This is a genomic window from Sulfurimonas sp. (genome assembly GCF_029027585.1).
Taxonomy (GTDB): Bacteria; Campylobacterota; Campylobacteria; order Campylobacterales; family Sulfurimonadaceae; genus Sulfurimonas.
Window position 1 is genome coordinate 39,588 of sequence record NZ_CP093397.1, and the last position, 15,819, is coordinate 55,406.

The following is a 15,819-nucleotide window of genomic DNA, read 5'->3' on the forward strand; positions in this document are numbered from 1 at the left end:
AGTTATTTAAATATAAGTTTACAAATTTAACTAAAACTTTTAACATATAAATGAACAAAAGGTTTTGCTCCAAAATACCATAGACTCAAATTAAGTAATTTACTTAAACATTTAAGTAAACATAGGTGAAATAAATATTATAATACGCTTATAATTAATTTAAGGAATAGTTTTGCCAACACAAAAAGAAGTATATGATAAAATAAAAAGTGTTTTAGTTGATGAATTTGAAGTAGAAGCTGATGATATCTCATTAGAATCTAATTTATTCACAGACTTAGAGTTAGATAGCCTTGATGCAATTGACTTAATGGTTACGCTTGATAAAGAACTTGGTGTTGAAATTAAAACAGAAGAGATGCAAGAAATACGTACGATTCAAGATGTTTGCGATTTTATACTAGCTACAGCAGGTAATGAGTAGTTTATTTAGCTTACTTTTCGCTCCATCTTTTTTAATATTGATAAGATATTTTGAATTTAATGCAATTGTTTTACTTTATATACTTTTATCAGTCATTTTTTTTATATATGCCTATAAAAAACAAAAAAAACTTGAGGACTTTATAGTAATTGCTACTTACTTTGTACTACTTTGTATAGCCTACTTCTCGACAAGTTTTAATACAATCAAATTCATACCTATATTTACATCTATGATATTTGTAGCTATTTTTATAGATGCTGCACTACATAAAAAAGAGTTGATACTTAAATTTACAAAAAAATTTTATAAAAAACCAATACCTCCAGCAGAAATAAATTATTTAAAAAATGGTGACTCTTTTTGGGCTGTTGCTCTATCTCTATATATGTTTATTTTAATAGGGATAGTATTTCTTGGAAATGATTTACAATGGGCATTTATGAGTTCTATTGGCTGGTATATTTATTTTGTTTTAACCTTAATTTCACAAATATTATACGGGAAGCTTTATGCAATTAAAATGTATTCTTAGTGTTTATGTTTTTGTACTATTTTTTGGTCTTATTGGTGTAATGGTTTTGCCATCTTTAGCAATCTACTACATCATTTATCCTTTTACAAAATATCCACAAGACACTTTTCAAAAATTAGCCTCGTATATCTACAAGACATTTTACTTTTTAGTACCTAAAATACAAACAGATATAAAAATTCAAAACACTCTTGCTACTGGTGCTATTTATATTTCAACCCATCAATCAAGTCTTGATTATCCACTTCTTGGTATGTTTATACCTAAGTATTTAACCATTACAAATATAAATGTCAAGAATATTCCATTTATAAACTATATTGGTAAATTGATTGGTGTTAGGTATTTAAACAAAAGTAGTATTGATGAAGTTCATAGTATCTTTGAAGAATTTGAAGAAATGTTAAATGCCAATAGAAATGTATTGCTTTTTCCAGAAGGAACTCGTGGAGATGGGAAAAAACTTTCACGCTTTAAGCATGGAGCATTTAGACTCTCATTTAAAACAAATAAACCTGTGATACCTATACTTTTAGATGGTTCTTCGGACATAATTACTAAAGGTGATTTTTGTTTTAATAATCTTGATACACATACTATTAAAGTAACAATACTAGAACCGATATACCCTAATGCTTTTAAAAATGAAAATGAAATGCTAAAATATGTACAAAATTTTATGGAACAAAAACTAAAAGAGAGTAGATGCTAAAAATACTTACCCTGACATTTTTACTTGTCAATATACTTTATGGAGATACTTATAATTTTTCAGAACTAAGATATAGCGATGCGTTAGATACTAACATCGAGTTAAAAGGGGAAATAACTTTTAGAAAAAACTATCTAAATATAAAATATCCTAACAAAAAGAAAGAACTTAGATATATAAATAAGAAATTAAGTTACTTTGATAATGACAATGAAGTTGAACTAAATGAAGACCAAATTCATAAAATAATCAATTATTTTGAAATTTTAACACTTTTGCATAATGGCGATAATAATGAAATGAAAGAGATATTTACTATTAAAAATTTAGATACGAAAACACAACTTACTCCATTAGGCATGCTATCAAATTATATAAAGTATATAGAACTATATAAACAAAAAAATGAGTTATCAAAAATAAAATTATTTTTTCAAAATAATGACTCAATCACAATAAGCATCTATGAAAAAATACGCTAACTTCTTTATACTCTTTTTTTTACTTAGTATAGGTGTTTTATTTAAAGATTATATTAACATTTCTACAAATTTATTATCATTATTTGCGTCTAAAGATGCTATAAGTAAATTAGATATAGCAAATAAACTAGGCTATTCTAAAGACTTACTTATAGCTGTTAAAGGTTTTGATAAAAACTCCAAAACTAAAGTTCAAGAAATTGTAAACAAACTCTCAAATTTACAACAAGTAACATCAATTATATACACACTAGAACCATCAAAAAGCATAAAAAAATATTACAAAAAAAATTATGTTTTATTGGCGACTTTTAATGAAACAAAACAGACCAAATCAAGCATTTATAATAAACTAAAATCACTCTACGACGCACAGTTTAACAGTGTTTTTTATACAGCCATTGATAAGAACGATCCTTTAAGACTTTTTTCATTTAAACATAATAAAAATAAAAATTTTACCAATAAAGGGAAATATCTAACACTTGGCAATTATGGGTACCTTATAAAAGCCTCAACTACAATTTCTCCAGCGCAAATGAATGAAGCAAAAATACTCTACAAAGAGATAAAACATATAACTTCTAGTTACAAAGAAGTTATTGCTTTTGCGCCATTTTTTTACACAGTTGAAAATTCAACTCAAATACAAAAAGATGTTCAATTTATTATAATTATGTCAACTATAGCTCTATTATTTATTTACTATATAGTCATTAAAAATATTAGACTTCTTTCGCAAATAATTATAGTTTTAGCTTCTTCAATGATATTTGCAGGACTAATAAGTACTATATTTTTTGATAATTTCAATATTTTATCACTTGCTTTTGGTATGAGTTTAACCGCTGTTAGTATTGATTATGTTCTACACTACCACTTTCATAATTTTTATCAAAATAAAAAAGTAATAGACAAAAATGTACTTTATGGATTTTTAACAACTACTGTTGCATTTGGTATTTTTTCTTTTATACCCATACCGATAATTTCGCAAATTAGTATTTTTGCTGTTTTTTCACTCTCTTTTGCATACTTTTTATTTACATTTGTTTTTCCATATCTGGAATTAAAAGAGTATAAATCCAATAATATACCACATAAATATAATCAAAAGATTCCTGCTTCTTTAATCTTTATGCTATCGGTTGCAATGCTTATTTATAGTGTTTTAAATTTAAAACTAGATAATAATATTAGAAATTTAGATTATCAAAATCATAATCTTAAAAATATAGAACAAATATTCAAGCGAGCAAGTAAAGTACAGATGCATCCAATTATTGTTCAAGCAAAAACAAAAGAGGAACTCCTAGACAATCTATACAAAATTCATAAAGAACTTCCAGATACTTTTTCTTATGCTTCTCTAATACCGAGTAAAGGTAGTTGCTTAAAGCATAAAAACACTATACAAAACTATGATTTTAATACTCTAAATACTCTTGTAAACATTCAAGCAAATAAAATAGGCTTTAAAAAAGATTATTTTCTTGATGCTTATAAGTTTACAAAAAATATACCAACTTGCGATATAACTAACTTAGATATCTTTAAACAATACGGCTTAAATTTATATAATGATAATCACAACTACTTTAGTATTGCTTTAGTGAGTAATACTGAAAAAATACAAAAATTTAAATTTTTTACAAGTATAGATGCAAAAAAAATATTTGCTAAAATGGCAAATAAAATGTATATAGATTTAACAAAGTATTCATCTTTTGTAATTGTAATCATTTTTATACTTCTTTTACTAAGTGTTAAGAAAAATCATATTTACGCTTTAAACTATATACTTTTTCCACTCAGTTTAACACTAGCTATTATTGTAACTATGTATGATGTAAATATTATGCATCTTTTTTCACTTATAATTTTAATAGCCATAGGAATTGACTATGGCATCTATATGAGTAATACAAATAAAACTACAAACACTCGGTTGGCTATAAGATATTCTCTGCTTAGTACATTTAGTGCTTTTGGTGTACTTATATTTAGTTCCATAACCGCTCTAAACTCCATAGGTGTTGTTATAAGCATAGGCTGTGCATCTATCTTTTTGCTCGTAAAGGTTATGAAATGATTTTAACATATATTCATGCTGATAATACAAAAGAAAATATCAGCATTAAAACAACTACTAAAGTAAAAAAAAGTTGGATTAACATAGACGCTTTAAGTAAAATAGAGTTTATAAAACAATTTTTACCAGCATTTTATAGTGGTCAAAAAATAATTCTTTTTGATAAAAATCATAAACAACTTTTAAAATTTCATCAAGATACAGATATAAACACTTTACAAGACATAGACAAGGTTAATAAAGAAGCTCAATTACTATTTTTCACATCAGGTAGTAGTGGTTTTCCAGTTGGTGCATTTAAAAGTAGAAAGAATCTTCTAGAAGAAGTTAGTGTATTAAAAAACCTACTAAAAGATTACAACATAAAGAGAGTAGTTGTTAGTGTTCCTTTTGTTCATATATATGGAATAATAGCAGGTTTACTACTGCCCTCATCACTAGGTGATATAGAGTTAATTATTAAAGATGATTTTTTACCCTATGATTTATTCGACCAAGCATCTAAAGACGATACACTTATTGTCACAACTCCTGTATTTATAAAAGCATTAGCAAGACTAGATGAGAGTAAAAGACTATCTTCTTGCCTTTTCATATCCTCAACAGGTCCACTTCATAGTGATGATGTAGTAGAGTTAGAGTCTAAATACTCCACAAAAGTATTACAACTATTTGGTTCCACTGAAACAAGCGGTATAGCTTATAAAATTGGAAAGACAAAACTATGGAAAAACCTTGAGCATGTTGAAATTTCATCGATAGACTCTAAGCTATCAGTAAAATCTCCTTTTGTATCAAAATATATATTAAATAAAAAAATAACTAAACTAAATATACCTTTTACAACTGAAGATATAATAGAAATAAATAATAATAAGTTTGAACTCATAGGAAGAAGTAATAAACTTATTAAAATAGCAGGAAAACGAATTTCTGCTTTAGAAATAGAGTCTATGCTAGAAAGTATCGATGATGTTAATAAAGCAATAGTAGAAATTGTATATAAAAAAGATTTACTTAGAAGTGAACAGATAAAAATAACACTAGAATCAAATCAAGATATATCTAAAAGTATAATAAAAAGCATTATAGCCCAGAGATATGGAACTTTAACCATACCCTTTAGTTTGACTTATGTTGATAAAATAAACTACTCTAGTGTTGGCAAAAAAGTTATATTCTCCTAATTTTAGACCCTAAAAGCCCAAGGAAGAACATGCCTAGTCTTTTTAAGTGTGTAAAATTTGCGAAAGACATTTTTATATAGTAGAGTAAAATCTCATTTCTTTTGTAAAAACTTTTAATGATTTCTTTATACTGATAATCAAGTTCTTCTTCTGTGAAACCTTCAGCCTGATATACAAAGTTCATGCCATTTAATTTTTCCCAATCTTCTTCTCTTATGGAAGCACCATATAATTTTCTATAGATTGGAGAACCTGGATAAGGAGTGAACTTAGATAAATTCATAGTAGTTAGAGGTATACTTTTAACAAATTCTTTAGTTTCTTCAATAGTTTGTTGACTCTCACCTGGATAACCCAACATTAGTAAACCTTTTACGCGAATACCTGCATCATGAGTCCAGTTAACAGCCTTTATAGAAGTGGAAACTTTTTGAGATTTTTTCATTTCATCTAACATAAAATCAGAACCACTCTCAAGTCCAAAACTGATTTCCCAACAACCGGCTTTTTTCATAAGTTTTAAAGTTTCAGGTTTAACAGTATTTACTCTTGCTGTACAACTCCAAGTCATATCTATAGGATTTGCGATTAAAAGTTTACTAAACTCAACAACACGACCATTATGTGCTACAAAAAGATCATCTACAAATTGTAAATGTTTGATATCATAGGTTTCACTTAAATGTTTCATAGTGTCATAAACATGCTGTGGAGAGTTATAACGAATCTTTGCTCCAAAGGTTGAAGTGTCACAAAATTCACATTCAAATGGACAACCACGAGAAGCTGAATATGTTGCAACTGGAGCTCTTGGATAGTCATAAATTGCTGGTAAATACGCTTTTGGAAAGTTTGGTAATAAATCCCATGCTGGTCTTGGCAATGAGTCAAGACTTTCTATGCTTGGAGGTGCTAATGTTCTTCGTATGGCACTATTTTTATCTCTATATATAATACCCTTAACATCTTCAAGCGATTTATTATTTTCTATATTATTTAGCAAGTTTTGTAAAATAAGCTCACCTTCATGCACAACGGCTACATCAAAGTCTACAAATTTATTCATAGTTTCATAACCCATTGATGATATATGCGGTCCACCAACTAGTATAATGATGTCTGAATTTTTTTCTTTTAAAATTTTTGCAATAATTCCCGCATTAAATACACCAACTGTAAAAAGAGTTATTCCAACAAACTTAGGGTTGATTTCTAAAATCATTTCAGCCACTTTTTGTGCAGAATAACTTTCTAAATCACTTTCTATTATTTGAGGTTTATAGCCTATCTCTCTAGCTTTAGCGGCTAAGAGCAAAAGACCAATAGATGGACTTCTGTTGGTTATATGCTTTAAATAATCAGTACCTTGTGTTACTTGTTCATAAGGAGGATTTACAAAAACAATATCAATCATATTTTTTAAATATTAACGAAGTATTTATTCCACCAAAAGCAAAATTATTACTCATTACTATATTTAGGTTTTGAGATTTATTTTGAGCAAGTACATTTATCTTTGCACACTCTTTATCTAATGTTTTAAAATTCATAGTTTTTGGTAAAAATGATTTATTTAATGCTATTAAACATATGATACTCTCAACAACACCACAGCCACCCAAAAGATGTCCCATATGCCCTTTTGTACTACTTACCGGTGTTGAACCTCCAAAAAGATTGTATGTTGCGTGTGACTCAGCAATATCTCCTCTAGCAGTTGCAGTTGCATGTGCATTTATATACTCAATATCAGAAGGCTTTAGCTTTGCATCTTCTAAAGAAGTTTGCATAACTTGCTTCATTCCTTCTTCTGAAGGTGTTGTAATATGTGAGCCATCGCAACTAGTTGCATAACCTATAACCTCTCCATATATTTTTGCTCCACGAGCAAGTGCATGTTCTAGCTCTTCTAGTACAACAGCACCACTTCCTTCACTTACGACCAATCCATCTCTTGATTCATCAAAAGGCTTAGAAGACAAGTGTGCTTCATTTGGATATTTTGTAGATGCTGCACCCATTACATCAAATACACCAGCAGATAAATAATGATGTTCTTCTCCGCCACCACAAATCATAATATCACTCATTGCATATTTTATACTTTCATACCCAGAACCGATGCCTTGTGACGATGATGTACATGCTGAACAAGTTGGAATATTGCGACCTTTTATCCCAAACATTTGTGCAATATTAGCAGCGACTGTATGGCTCATCATTTTTAAAAAAGCCATAGAATTTTGACCACGAAAGCTCATATTTTGTTTTACTTCAGGAACATACTCAAACATTGTTTCATTTGCACCCATAGTAGAACCAAAGGACAAACCACATCTTCTCGAGCTTAACATCTCTTGCGTTAAATTTGCATCTGCTATTGCCTGAGTGGTTGATATTGCTGTAAGTTGTGCTACTCTACCCATTGAGCGTCTATATTTCCTTGGGATAGACTTTAAATCTACATCTTTTACAGTACCAGCCACTTTCGTACCTAGATGCTTGATATCTTCCCATTCTGGTACATAATGGATACCAGACACTTCATTCTTTAAATTCTCATATAATTCTTCATAAGAGTTTCCAAGTGGTGAATTAAGACCTACTCCTGTTATTACTACTCTACGCATAATCTAACTCCTTAAAATAATTCATTAAAATTTCTGCACCCAAAAAGGTGCCAATTAAACCAGGTGCAATTATATTTTCACCTGCAAAATAAAGATTGTTAACTCTTGTTCTTGGCATTAAAACTGATAAGCTTTTTTGTTTTGCCGAACACAATATACCATAGATGCTTCCCTCTGCCCCGTTACTGTAATGTTGTTTTGTCATAGGAGTAGAACTATCATATACTGTTATTTCACCAAAATCATAAAGTTTTTTCACTCTATCTAAATGGTACTGACACTCTTTTTCTTTTTCTTTTCTATATTCATCTTTTGAAAGATTTTCATAATTTTTATAATAACTTCCTGCTAAAATTGTTGCAACAGTTTTGCCATCAAAACTTCTTGATGGTAAAACAGATATAAAATCTTTTCCTTCATCTCCATAGAAGTACAAGTTTGACTCTATACTAGCATCTATCAAACAAAATATAGAAAAAAATGACGGTGATTCTTCAAGGTCATTTATATGTTTTTTATATCGTGATAATTTTTTAGTAGATATTTCAAGCATGTCCATAGTTGTTTTAGGATGAACTGTACTTATGATAGAGTCAAAACTTATCTCTTTATTTTTACAAATTAAAGATTTTATTCCTGCATCATCTTGAAGTATTTGTGTTACTTCACTTCTAACTTCTATAGTCGTATGTTTAAGCGAATTTTTTAGTGCTTGTATTATAGCACCACCGCCACCACTCACTTTTCTAGTTCCATCCAGCATATTTATAAATACTTTTGCATAAAAATCAAAAGATGCTTCTTCGTAAAATACAGTAGCATAAAATATTGTAAAATGAAGAAATACTTTTCTAAGAGTTTTATCTTTAATATCTATCATAACATCTTTTAATGAGCGAGAATCAATCTTTACAAATGCTTCAGGATTTGCACTTATAAAGCTTGATTCATAACATTTTTTAAAAAAATCATCAATATTTTCAATCTCATTAGGGAACATATCTTGAAGTTGATGTTTAAAATTTGTTGAGCCTTGTGCTATTTTAATTATCTTATTATCAACATAAATTGTATCAAAAATATCATCATAAGGTAAAAGGTCTAAACTATTTAAAAGATTAAGTTCTTTCATTATTTCATATAAATACTGCTTTGGCGCTAAAGCTCCAGAATAGTGAAATCCAACATCAAATAAAATTTTTTTCCTTTTAAAGGAGTCAAGAACACCGCCCACTTTTGGTAATCGTTCATATATAGTTGGTGAATAACCTTTTTTTTCAAGCATATTTGCACAAATAAGTCCACTTAGACCACCACCTATGATAGCGATTTTCATCTAACCATGCCACCACTTATATTGATAACTTCACCTGTAACATAACCTGCTTTATCTCCTAAAAAGAATACACATTCTGCCACATCATAGGGCTTACCAACTCTTCTAAGTGGAATACTTTTTTTCATCTCTTTTAGAGGCAAATCTTTTGTCATTTCTGATTCTATAAGACCAGGGGCAACCGCATTAACGCGTATTTTATATCTTGCCACTTCTGCTGAGAGTGCTTTAGTAAATGCTATCATTGCACCTTTAGCAGCTGAATAATTTGTTTGTCCAGCATTTCCAACTAAACCAGATACTGAAGCAACATTTATAATAGAACCTTTTTTATTTGATATCATATTTTTAAAATTGCTTTAGTTACATAATATGTTCCATGAACAGAAATATCTATAACATCCTTCCACTCGTCATCACTCATCCAAAAGAAAAGATTATCTTTAGCTATTCCAGCATTATTTACAAGAACATCAATCTCTAAATCTTTTATAGCTTCATTAACTTCTTCTTTATTTGATATATCAAATTTAATACTTTGTGAGTTAATCAACTCCTTATTTAAAGTATTTACTTTTTGCAGATTATTCCTATAGTTTAAATATACAAAATAACCATTATCATGAAAGTATCTAGCACATGCTTCACCAATAGCACCTGTTGAACCTGTAATTAGTACTTTTTTCATGCGAACTTACCAGCTTTTATCATTTTGTTTATATTTTTAATATCACCATCCATGCGTCTATCATTCTCAAGTCTATCAATTTTTTCTCTTATAGTTGTATAACTATTTTGAAGAAAAGCGGAACAATTTTCATAACCCCTCAAATCAACACCTTGAGCCATTCCTAAAAGGGCTATACTTAACATATTTGTTAAATCTGGAAGTTGTTTAGCAAAATGAAGCGCTGCTGTAGTACCCATACTTACTTTGTCTTGATTATATGATTCTGTGGGACGAGAATTTAATGAAGCTGGAATTGTATTCATAATAACATCAGCAGTAAGTGAACTTAGAGTTATTTGCATAGCTTTAAAGCCATGGTGAATTGATTTTTTGTTTAACTTTAAACTTTCTCCAAGACCACGATTAAATTTATGATCTACCATAAGAGCAAACTCTTTATCAAGTATATCAGCTAAATTTCCAACACATATACGCATTGTATCCATAGCATGAGCCACATAACCACCATAAAAATTTCCAGAAGTATATATTTTTTTGCCTATATGATCGATGAGAGGGTTGTCGTTAACACCATTTATCTCAGTTTGTATCCATTTTTTAGCTATTTCTAAATTATCATGAATTACACCTAAAACTTGTGGAGCACAACGGATAGAATATCTATCCTGAATATTTTGCTCTGCTTCTAAATGAAAATTTTCATACCTTGAAAATGCTTCATGCGTAAGTTTTGAATTTTTACACTTATCAAGTATATTCGCAGCTGCTTTTATTTGACCATCAAATGGCTTAGAATCATGTACAAATGGCTCTAAAGGAGTAATGTCGCATAACAAAAGCTCAAATACAGATGCTATAAAACTCTCAGAAGTTTTTAGTAAAATTTCAAATTTTTCAATAGCATCTATCGCTATAGCACTCATAGCAGCAGTACCATTCATTATTGCTAAAGCTTCTTTTGGTTTAAATATATATGGTGTAATTCCAAGCTTATCATAGACTTCCATAGTTGGAAGAACTTCATTATTATAAATTACTTCTCTTTCTCCTGCTATGACTGCGGCTATATATGATAAAGGAGTTAAATCTCCACTAGCACCAACTGACCCTTGCGAAGGAATGAGAGGATAAATATCATTTTTTAATATTAATTCAAATCTTTTTAACAAATCATAACTAACACCACTCTTGCCTTTACTCAAACTAATAAAACGAATCGTAACCATTATGCGAGAAACTTCTGGACTTAAATATTCACCTACTCCACAACCATGAAATCTATAAAGATTTTTCTGTAACTCCTGAGCTTCTTCATATGGAGCATAATTTTGTCCTGCTTCTCCATAACCTGTTGTTACCCCATATATAGGCATACCTGTTTTCATCTGTTGGATTAAATACTCATGACCAGCATCTATAAAATCTATATACTCTTTATTATCACTTAAAGAAATATTTTTATCTTTTAAAAAATTTTTATATTTAACTACTTCATTATCAATTATCACTTATTAATTCCTTGTGTTTTAAAAAAATCATAAAAATTATACCATTGTTTTGGATTGTTTTTTACCATTTTTTCTAATATTTTCATATAATTTTGAGCTATCTCTTCTAATGTTTTATCTTTTGTCTGAACTTCTACAAAATTTACATTATATTTTGCCATCCCTATGTTTATTACAAAAGTTGCTACTATAGGAACATTTAGTCTTTTTGCTATATCAAAAGGATTTTTATTTATCTTAACTTTATCGTTCAAAAACTTTACTTCTATTGTCTTAGACTCATCACTTATCCTATCTACCATCATTGCGACTATTTCTTTACTCATAATGGCATTTGCTATCTGAATATTTGCGGCTATTGCACCTTTGTTTAAATCAATAAAATTCACACTGCTTTCATTTTGTCTTTGAGTTGTTTTTTCTACTTCATTTATCTCTTGTTTTGTATTTTCTCTCATAACAACATGAATTTTGGATTTGTTATCACTTATGGAATGTGAAGCAACTGACCACGCACCAAAATGTGAAAATAGGGCTACACCACCAGTTTCATACATAGCCTCAAATACATATCTATTATCTTGGACAAGAGTTAGTTCATCTGGTTTCATTCTAGATACAAACCTATCAAAAATGGAAAATGAAAAAAGTTTTATATGGCAAAAAAATTGATAATTTGTAAGTTTAATATCTAGATGATCATAATAACTTTGCAATGATTTTTTAGTTGATTGTGAGAAAACTACATAATAAAGCGATACAAAGTTTAAAATAAAAGCAACAAACTTATAGCCAAATAATTTATAAATAAATAAAACTACCTTATGCCCAAAGGCATTTCCTTTTTGTTTTACTTCCACAACCAACCTCTTAAAAACAGATATCTTTGTATAATTAATTTTGTATGCATCACGCTAAGACGAACATTATCATCTAATTTATTAAAATGAGAGATACGCTCATCTGCTGGAGGATAGTAACACTCAACTTCTACATCTATAAATTTACCACCACGAAATGAATGTTTTGCAAGTATTTCTATCTCAAAATCAAATCTTGTGTTGTTAAGAGATAATTCTAATATATCAATAGGGTAAGCTCTAAAACCACTTTGAGTGTCGCCAAGAGTGCATAATGTTTCTAGTTTAACCCAAAAATTTGAAAATTTACGACCAAATTTTGAACTATTTGGAACTGTGCTTGAAGAAAAATCACGATTTCCGATAACTATATGATTGTTTTTATATGCATCTATGAGTTTTTGAATTTCAGATGGAATGTGTTGCTTATCAGCATCTACTGTCACAAAAAAGTCAAAACCTAAATCTTTAGCTCTTTTAGCACCGCTTAATATGGCTGCACCTTTACCTTTGTTTGAAGAATGTCTAATTAAGTTTATGTTTTCATTTTTAAAATCAAATTTAACATCTGAACCATCATCTACAATAATTATAAAATAATTATAGTTTAAAATATCTTCTATAACTTCTTTAATATATGGTGAATTATACACTGGAACAACAACACAAAAATTCATAAAATTATACTTACTACCTCTTCATTATCACAAAATACTTTAAATTTATTGTTATCTCTTTTATAAACTAATGTTTGAGATGGTTTCACCATTTTTGTAAACTTTGTTTTTTTTATATTTGTTATTTCCATATCAAACACATCAGCAATAATTTCAAAATGTATAAAACCTGGAAGTATTGGTTTTATTGGAAAATGAGCCTTAAAAATAGGATGTTTTTTATCGCTTAATTTTACCACTGCTTCATCTGCAGTTTTACTTACTATTTCATATAAACCATCACAAAACATACTATGAAACTTTACTTAAAATTTCATATGTAGTTTTAAGTGCTAGTCTTGATGATGTAACAAAACTATTATTTTTATCCCAAACATAACCACTTAAAATAGAAATAACTTTTTTTGTTATTTCTTCGTTCTTTTTATCTGAAAAAAGTATAGTTTGCAATGAGCCATCATACCAAGCGTTAACATAATCTCTAAATACATTTATGCCTAACATCATATAATCAGCATATTCTACCTGATAATCTATTTCTTCTCCACTAAGTTCCCTTGCTGTGAGTTCTGCCGCTTTTGCTCCAGACTCAAGTGCTAAAGTGACTCCAGATGAAAATACAGGGTCTAAAAATTCTGAAGCATTGCCAGTCAAAATATAATTTTTATCAAATAGTTTTGTTACAGCTGCAGAATATCCAGAGATGGAGCCAACTTCTACAATACGATTTGAGTTTTTATATCTTTTTGCAGAATTCTTATTACTATATATAATATGATTCCAAAATTCTTCATCACTCATTTTAAAACCTGAAAAATATTCTTCAGTACAAACTATACCTACTGAAGTTGTAGCATCAGAAAAAGGAATATTCCAAATCCAGGCTTCGTTATCACCTACCACATCTATAAATATATAACCATTCGTATCACCACTAGGTCTTTCATCACTATCTACTCTTGCAAATGTTGCGCGTCGGATTGCTAAAGAAGAATCTGTTTCTAGGTTTAATAAACTTGGTAAAACTCTTCCATATCCAGAAGCATCTAAAACTTTTTTAGCCTTATACTTAACTTGAGAGCCGTCTTTATTTTCAACTACTATAATGTTGTTTATTTCATCATATGCTACAACACTTACTTCATATTCTACATCAACACCCTTAGACTCTGCATCATCTATAAGAAGTTTATCGAACTCTTCTCTTTTTACTTGAAAAGAACTTCCCCATTTTTGTCCAAGATTTTTTGAAAAATCAAGTGCAATATAATTATGACCTTGGTCTTGAAAAACGGCACCAGGTTTAAGTTCAAATCTTGCATTTACTATTGGTTCAAGCATATTTGCATTTTCTAATAACTCATTACACCGTGGAAGTAAAGACTCTCCAATGACAAATCTTGGAAAAGTACTTTTATCTACTATTTTAACACTAAAACCATCTTGAACAAGTTTAGCCCCTGCAATAGAACCTGCAGGTCCAGCTCCAATAATGAATATATCAACTTCTCTCATAAAACTTCCAAAATAGTTTAAATTTACCTTATCTTAACAAAATAAACATAAAACTTAAGAGCATTTTAGTATAATCCATTCACATTATTAATAAAACAAGGGGTTTTATGTTTGAAGGAAATAATTTAAGTGCGGCAGATGCGCTATTGGAAGCTCAAAAAATTGCATTTGGACCTGTTGTATTTCAAACTGCTAGATTACTTAGAGATTGGGGTGTTTTTAAATTACTTCAAGATAAAAAAACCTCTATTAGCGTAGAAGAAATTTCTAAAACTTTAGGACTATCTATTTATACAGTTGAAATCTTATGTGAATCAGGCTTTAGTATGGGTGCTTTAAAATTAGAAAACGAAAAATATTCTATAACAAAGATAGGTTACTTTTTACTAATTGACGAGATGACAAAAGTAAATATGGACTTTAATCATGATGTAAACTATCAAGGTTTATTTTACCTTGATGAAGCACTAAAAAACAACGAACCTTCTGGTCTTCATCACACTTTTTCTAAAGAAGAAACAATTTATCCTATACTCTCAAAACTACCACCAAAAGTTAAAAAAAGTTGGTTTAATTTTGACCATTTCTACTCAGATGCTGCATTTAAACTACTGATTGATATTATGAGCAAAAAAGGTGTTAAAAAGTTACTAGAACCAGGTGGAAATACTGGAAAATGGGCAGTGTCAATAACTAAGGCTTCTCCTCAAACAAGCGTAACTATACTTGATCATCAAGGTCAAATAGATGTAGCACTAATAAATGCAAAAAAAAATGGAGTTGAAGATAGAGTAGATGCTAGAGCGATTGATTTACTAGACCACAGCATAGATTTTCCAAAAGGATATGATGGTGTTTGGATGAGTCAATTTTTAGACTGTTTTTCACCTTCTGATATTATATCAATACTAAAGCGTTCAAAAGATGCACTAAATGAAGATGGAAAAGTTTTTATTGTTGAACCATTTTGGGATAGACAAAGCCATGAAATTGGTGCTTATTGTCTTATAAACACATCACCCTACTTTACTGCTTTGGCAAACGGCACTAGTAAAATGTATAGAGCCGTAGAGTTTGAATCCTTTGTTGATGAAGCTGGTCTAAAAGTAGTTGAAGAAATTAATGGCTTAGGATTTGGTCATACTCTAATGATTTGTGAGAAAAAATAAA

15 protein-coding genes and 1 pseudogene are annotated in these 15,819 nt (G+C 29.3%); 7 read left to right on the forward strand and 9 right to left on the reverse strand.

Annotated elements, in window-relative coordinates:
• The first annotated feature begins 172 nt into the window (after window positions 1–172).
• The 6 genes from MOV50_RS00160 to MOV50_RS00185 are packed head-to-tail and all read left to right on the forward strand — an operon-like array spanning window position 173 to window position 5,432.
• Window positions 173–424, forward strand: coding sequence for an acyl carrier protein (locus MOV50_RS00160; protein ID WP_321778431.1), 252 nt, complete (start codon window positions 173–175; stop codon window positions 422–424).
• Window positions 417–959 (forward strand): hypothetical protein, encoded by a 543-nt coding sequence (locus MOV50_RS00165; RefSeq protein ID WP_321778432.1) that lies wholly within the window; start codon window positions 417–419, stop codon window positions 957–959. Before MOV50_RS00160 ends, MOV50_RS00165 begins: the two co-directional genes overlap by 8 nt.
• Window positions 937–1,671, forward strand: a complete 735-nt coding sequence (locus tag MOV50_RS00170) for a lysophospholipid acyltransferase family protein (RefSeq protein ID WP_321778433.1) — start codon at window positions 937–939, stop codon at window positions 1,669–1,671. Before MOV50_RS00165 ends, MOV50_RS00170 begins: the two co-directional genes overlap by 23 nt.
• Entirely contained in the window at window positions 1,665–2,153 is a 489-nt protein-coding gene (locus MOV50_RS00175) for a hypothetical protein (RefSeq protein WP_321778434.1), read from the forward strand. The genes MOV50_RS00170 and MOV50_RS00175 overlap by 7 nt, the downstream gene beginning before the upstream one ends.
• Complete coding sequence (locus tag MOV50_RS00180) at window positions 2,137–4,245, forward strand: hypothetical protein (RefSeq protein ID WP_321778435.1); 2,109 nt, start codon at window positions 2,137–2,139, stop codon at window positions 4,243–4,245. The genes MOV50_RS00175 and MOV50_RS00180 overlap by 17 nt, the downstream gene beginning before the upstream one ends.
• Window positions 4,242–5,432, forward strand: coding sequence for a class I adenylate-forming enzyme family protein (locus tag MOV50_RS00185; RefSeq protein ID WP_321778436.1), 1,191 nt, complete (start codon window positions 4,242–4,244; stop codon window positions 5,430–5,432). Before MOV50_RS00180 ends, MOV50_RS00185 begins: the two co-directional genes overlap by 4 nt.
• On the opposite strand, the gene MOV50_RS00190 is transcribed toward MOV50_RS00185, so the two are convergent.
• From MOV50_RS00190 to MOV50_RS00235, 9 genes and pseudogenes are all read right to left on the reverse strand, one after another.
• On the reverse strand, window positions 5,419–6,846 hold the full coding sequence (locus MOV50_RS00190; protein ID WP_321778437.1) for a B12-binding domain-containing radical SAM protein: 1,428 nt from the start codon (window positions 6,844–6,846) through the stop codon (window positions 5,419–5,421). The two genes, MOV50_RS00185 and MOV50_RS00190, sit on opposite strands and share 14 nt — an antisense overlap.
• On the reverse strand, window positions 6,839–8,062 hold the full coding sequence (locus tag MOV50_RS00195; protein ID WP_321778438.1) for a beta-ketoacyl-[acyl-carrier-protein] synthase family protein: 1,224 nt from the start codon (window positions 8,060–8,062) through the stop codon (window positions 6,839–6,841). The genes MOV50_RS00190 and MOV50_RS00195 overlap by 8 nt, the downstream gene beginning before the upstream one ends.
• Window positions 8,055–9,398, reverse strand: coding sequence for a phytoene desaturase family protein (locus MOV50_RS00200; RefSeq protein ID WP_321778439.1), 1,344 nt, complete (start codon window positions 9,396–9,398; stop codon window positions 8,055–8,057). The genes MOV50_RS00195 and MOV50_RS00200 overlap by 8 nt, the downstream gene beginning before the upstream one ends.
• Window positions 9,395–10,086 (reverse strand): annotated as a pseudogene (locus MOV50_RS13465) (SDR family oxidoreductase). Before MOV50_RS13465 ends, MOV50_RS00200 begins: the two are co-directional and overlap by 4 nt.
• Window positions 10,083–11,597 (reverse strand): aromatic amino acid ammonia-lyase, encoded by a 1,515-nt coding sequence (locus MOV50_RS00215; RefSeq protein ID WP_321778442.1) that lies wholly within the window; start codon window positions 11,595–11,597, stop codon window positions 10,083–10,085. Before MOV50_RS00215 ends, MOV50_RS13465 begins: the two are co-directional and overlap by 4 nt.
• Window positions 11,594–12,457: a lysophospholipid acyltransferase family protein gene (locus MOV50_RS00220; protein ID WP_321778443.1), complete on the reverse strand. Its 864-nt coding sequence runs from the start codon at window positions 12,455–12,457 to the stop codon at window positions 11,594–11,596. Before MOV50_RS00220 ends, MOV50_RS00215 begins: the two co-directional genes overlap by 4 nt.
• Entirely contained in the window at window positions 12,448–13,134 is a 687-nt protein-coding gene (locus MOV50_RS00225; RefSeq protein ID WP_321778444.1) for a glycosyltransferase family 2 protein, read from the reverse strand. Before MOV50_RS00225 ends, MOV50_RS00220 begins: the two co-directional genes overlap by 10 nt.
• Entirely contained in the window at window positions 13,131–13,424 is a 294-nt protein-coding gene (locus MOV50_RS00230) for a hypothetical protein (RefSeq protein WP_321778445.1), read from the reverse strand. Before MOV50_RS00230 ends, MOV50_RS00225 begins: the two co-directional genes overlap by 4 nt.
• A gap of 1 nt (window position 13,425) precedes the next feature.
• Window positions 13,426–14,649 (reverse strand): NAD(P)/FAD-dependent oxidoreductase, encoded by a 1,224-nt coding sequence (locus tag MOV50_RS00235; protein WP_321778446.1) that lies wholly within the window; start codon window positions 14,647–14,649, stop codon window positions 13,426–13,428.
• Between the two features lie 107 nt (window positions 14,650–14,756).
• Between MOV50_RS00235 and MOV50_RS00240 the strand changes: the two genes are divergently transcribed.
• Entirely contained in the window at window positions 14,757–15,818 is a 1,062-nt protein-coding gene (locus MOV50_RS00240) for a class I SAM-dependent methyltransferase (protein WP_321778447.1), read from the forward strand.
• The last annotated feature ends 1 nt before the right edge of the window (window position 15,819 follow it).

Coding starts and splice junctions, on each gene's coding strand:
- MOV50_RS00180 (WP_321778435.1), top strand. CDS start 2,137: ATGAAAAAATACGCTAACTTCTTTATACTCTTTTTTTTACTTAGTATA.
- MOV50_RS00200 (WP_321778439.1), bottom strand. CDS start 9,398: ATGAAAATCGCTATCATAGGTGGTGGTCTAAGTGGACTTATTTGTGCA.
- MOV50_RS00225 (WP_321778444.1), bottom strand. CDS start 13,134: ATGAATTTTTGTGTTGTTGTTCCAGTGTATAATTCACCATATATTAAA.
- MOV50_RS00195 (WP_321778438.1), bottom strand. CDS start 8,062: ATGCGTAGAGTAGTAATAACAGGAGTAGGTCTTAATTCACCACTTGGA.
- MOV50_RS00170 (WP_321778433.1), top strand. CDS start 937: ATGCAATTAAAATGTATTCTTAGTGTTTATGTTTTTGTACTATTTTTT.
- MOV50_RS00185 (WP_321778436.1), top strand. CDS start 4,242: ATGATTTTAACATATATTCATGCTGATAATACAAAAGAAAATATCAGC.
- MOV50_RS00190 (WP_321778437.1), bottom strand. CDS start 6,846: ATGATTGATATTGTTTTTGTAAATCCTCCTTATGAACAAGTAACACAA.
- MOV50_RS00175 (WP_321778434.1), top strand. CDS start 1,665: ATGCTAAAAATACTTACCCTGACATTTTTACTTGTCAATATACTTTAT.
- MOV50_RS00235 (WP_321778446.1), bottom strand. CDS start 14,649: ATGAGAGAAGTTGATATATTCATTATTGGAGCTGGACCTGCAGGTTCT.
- MOV50_RS00165 (WP_321778432.1), top strand. CDS start 417: ATGAGTAGTTTATTTAGCTTACTTTTCGCTCCATCTTTTTTAATATTG.
- MOV50_RS00240 (WP_321778447.1), top strand. CDS start 14,757: ATGTTTGAAGGAAATAATTTAAGTGCGGCAGATGCGCTATTGGAAGCT.
- MOV50_RS00230 (WP_321778445.1), bottom strand. CDS start 13,424: ATGTTTTGTGATGGTTTATATGAAATAGTAAGTAAAACTGCAGATGAA.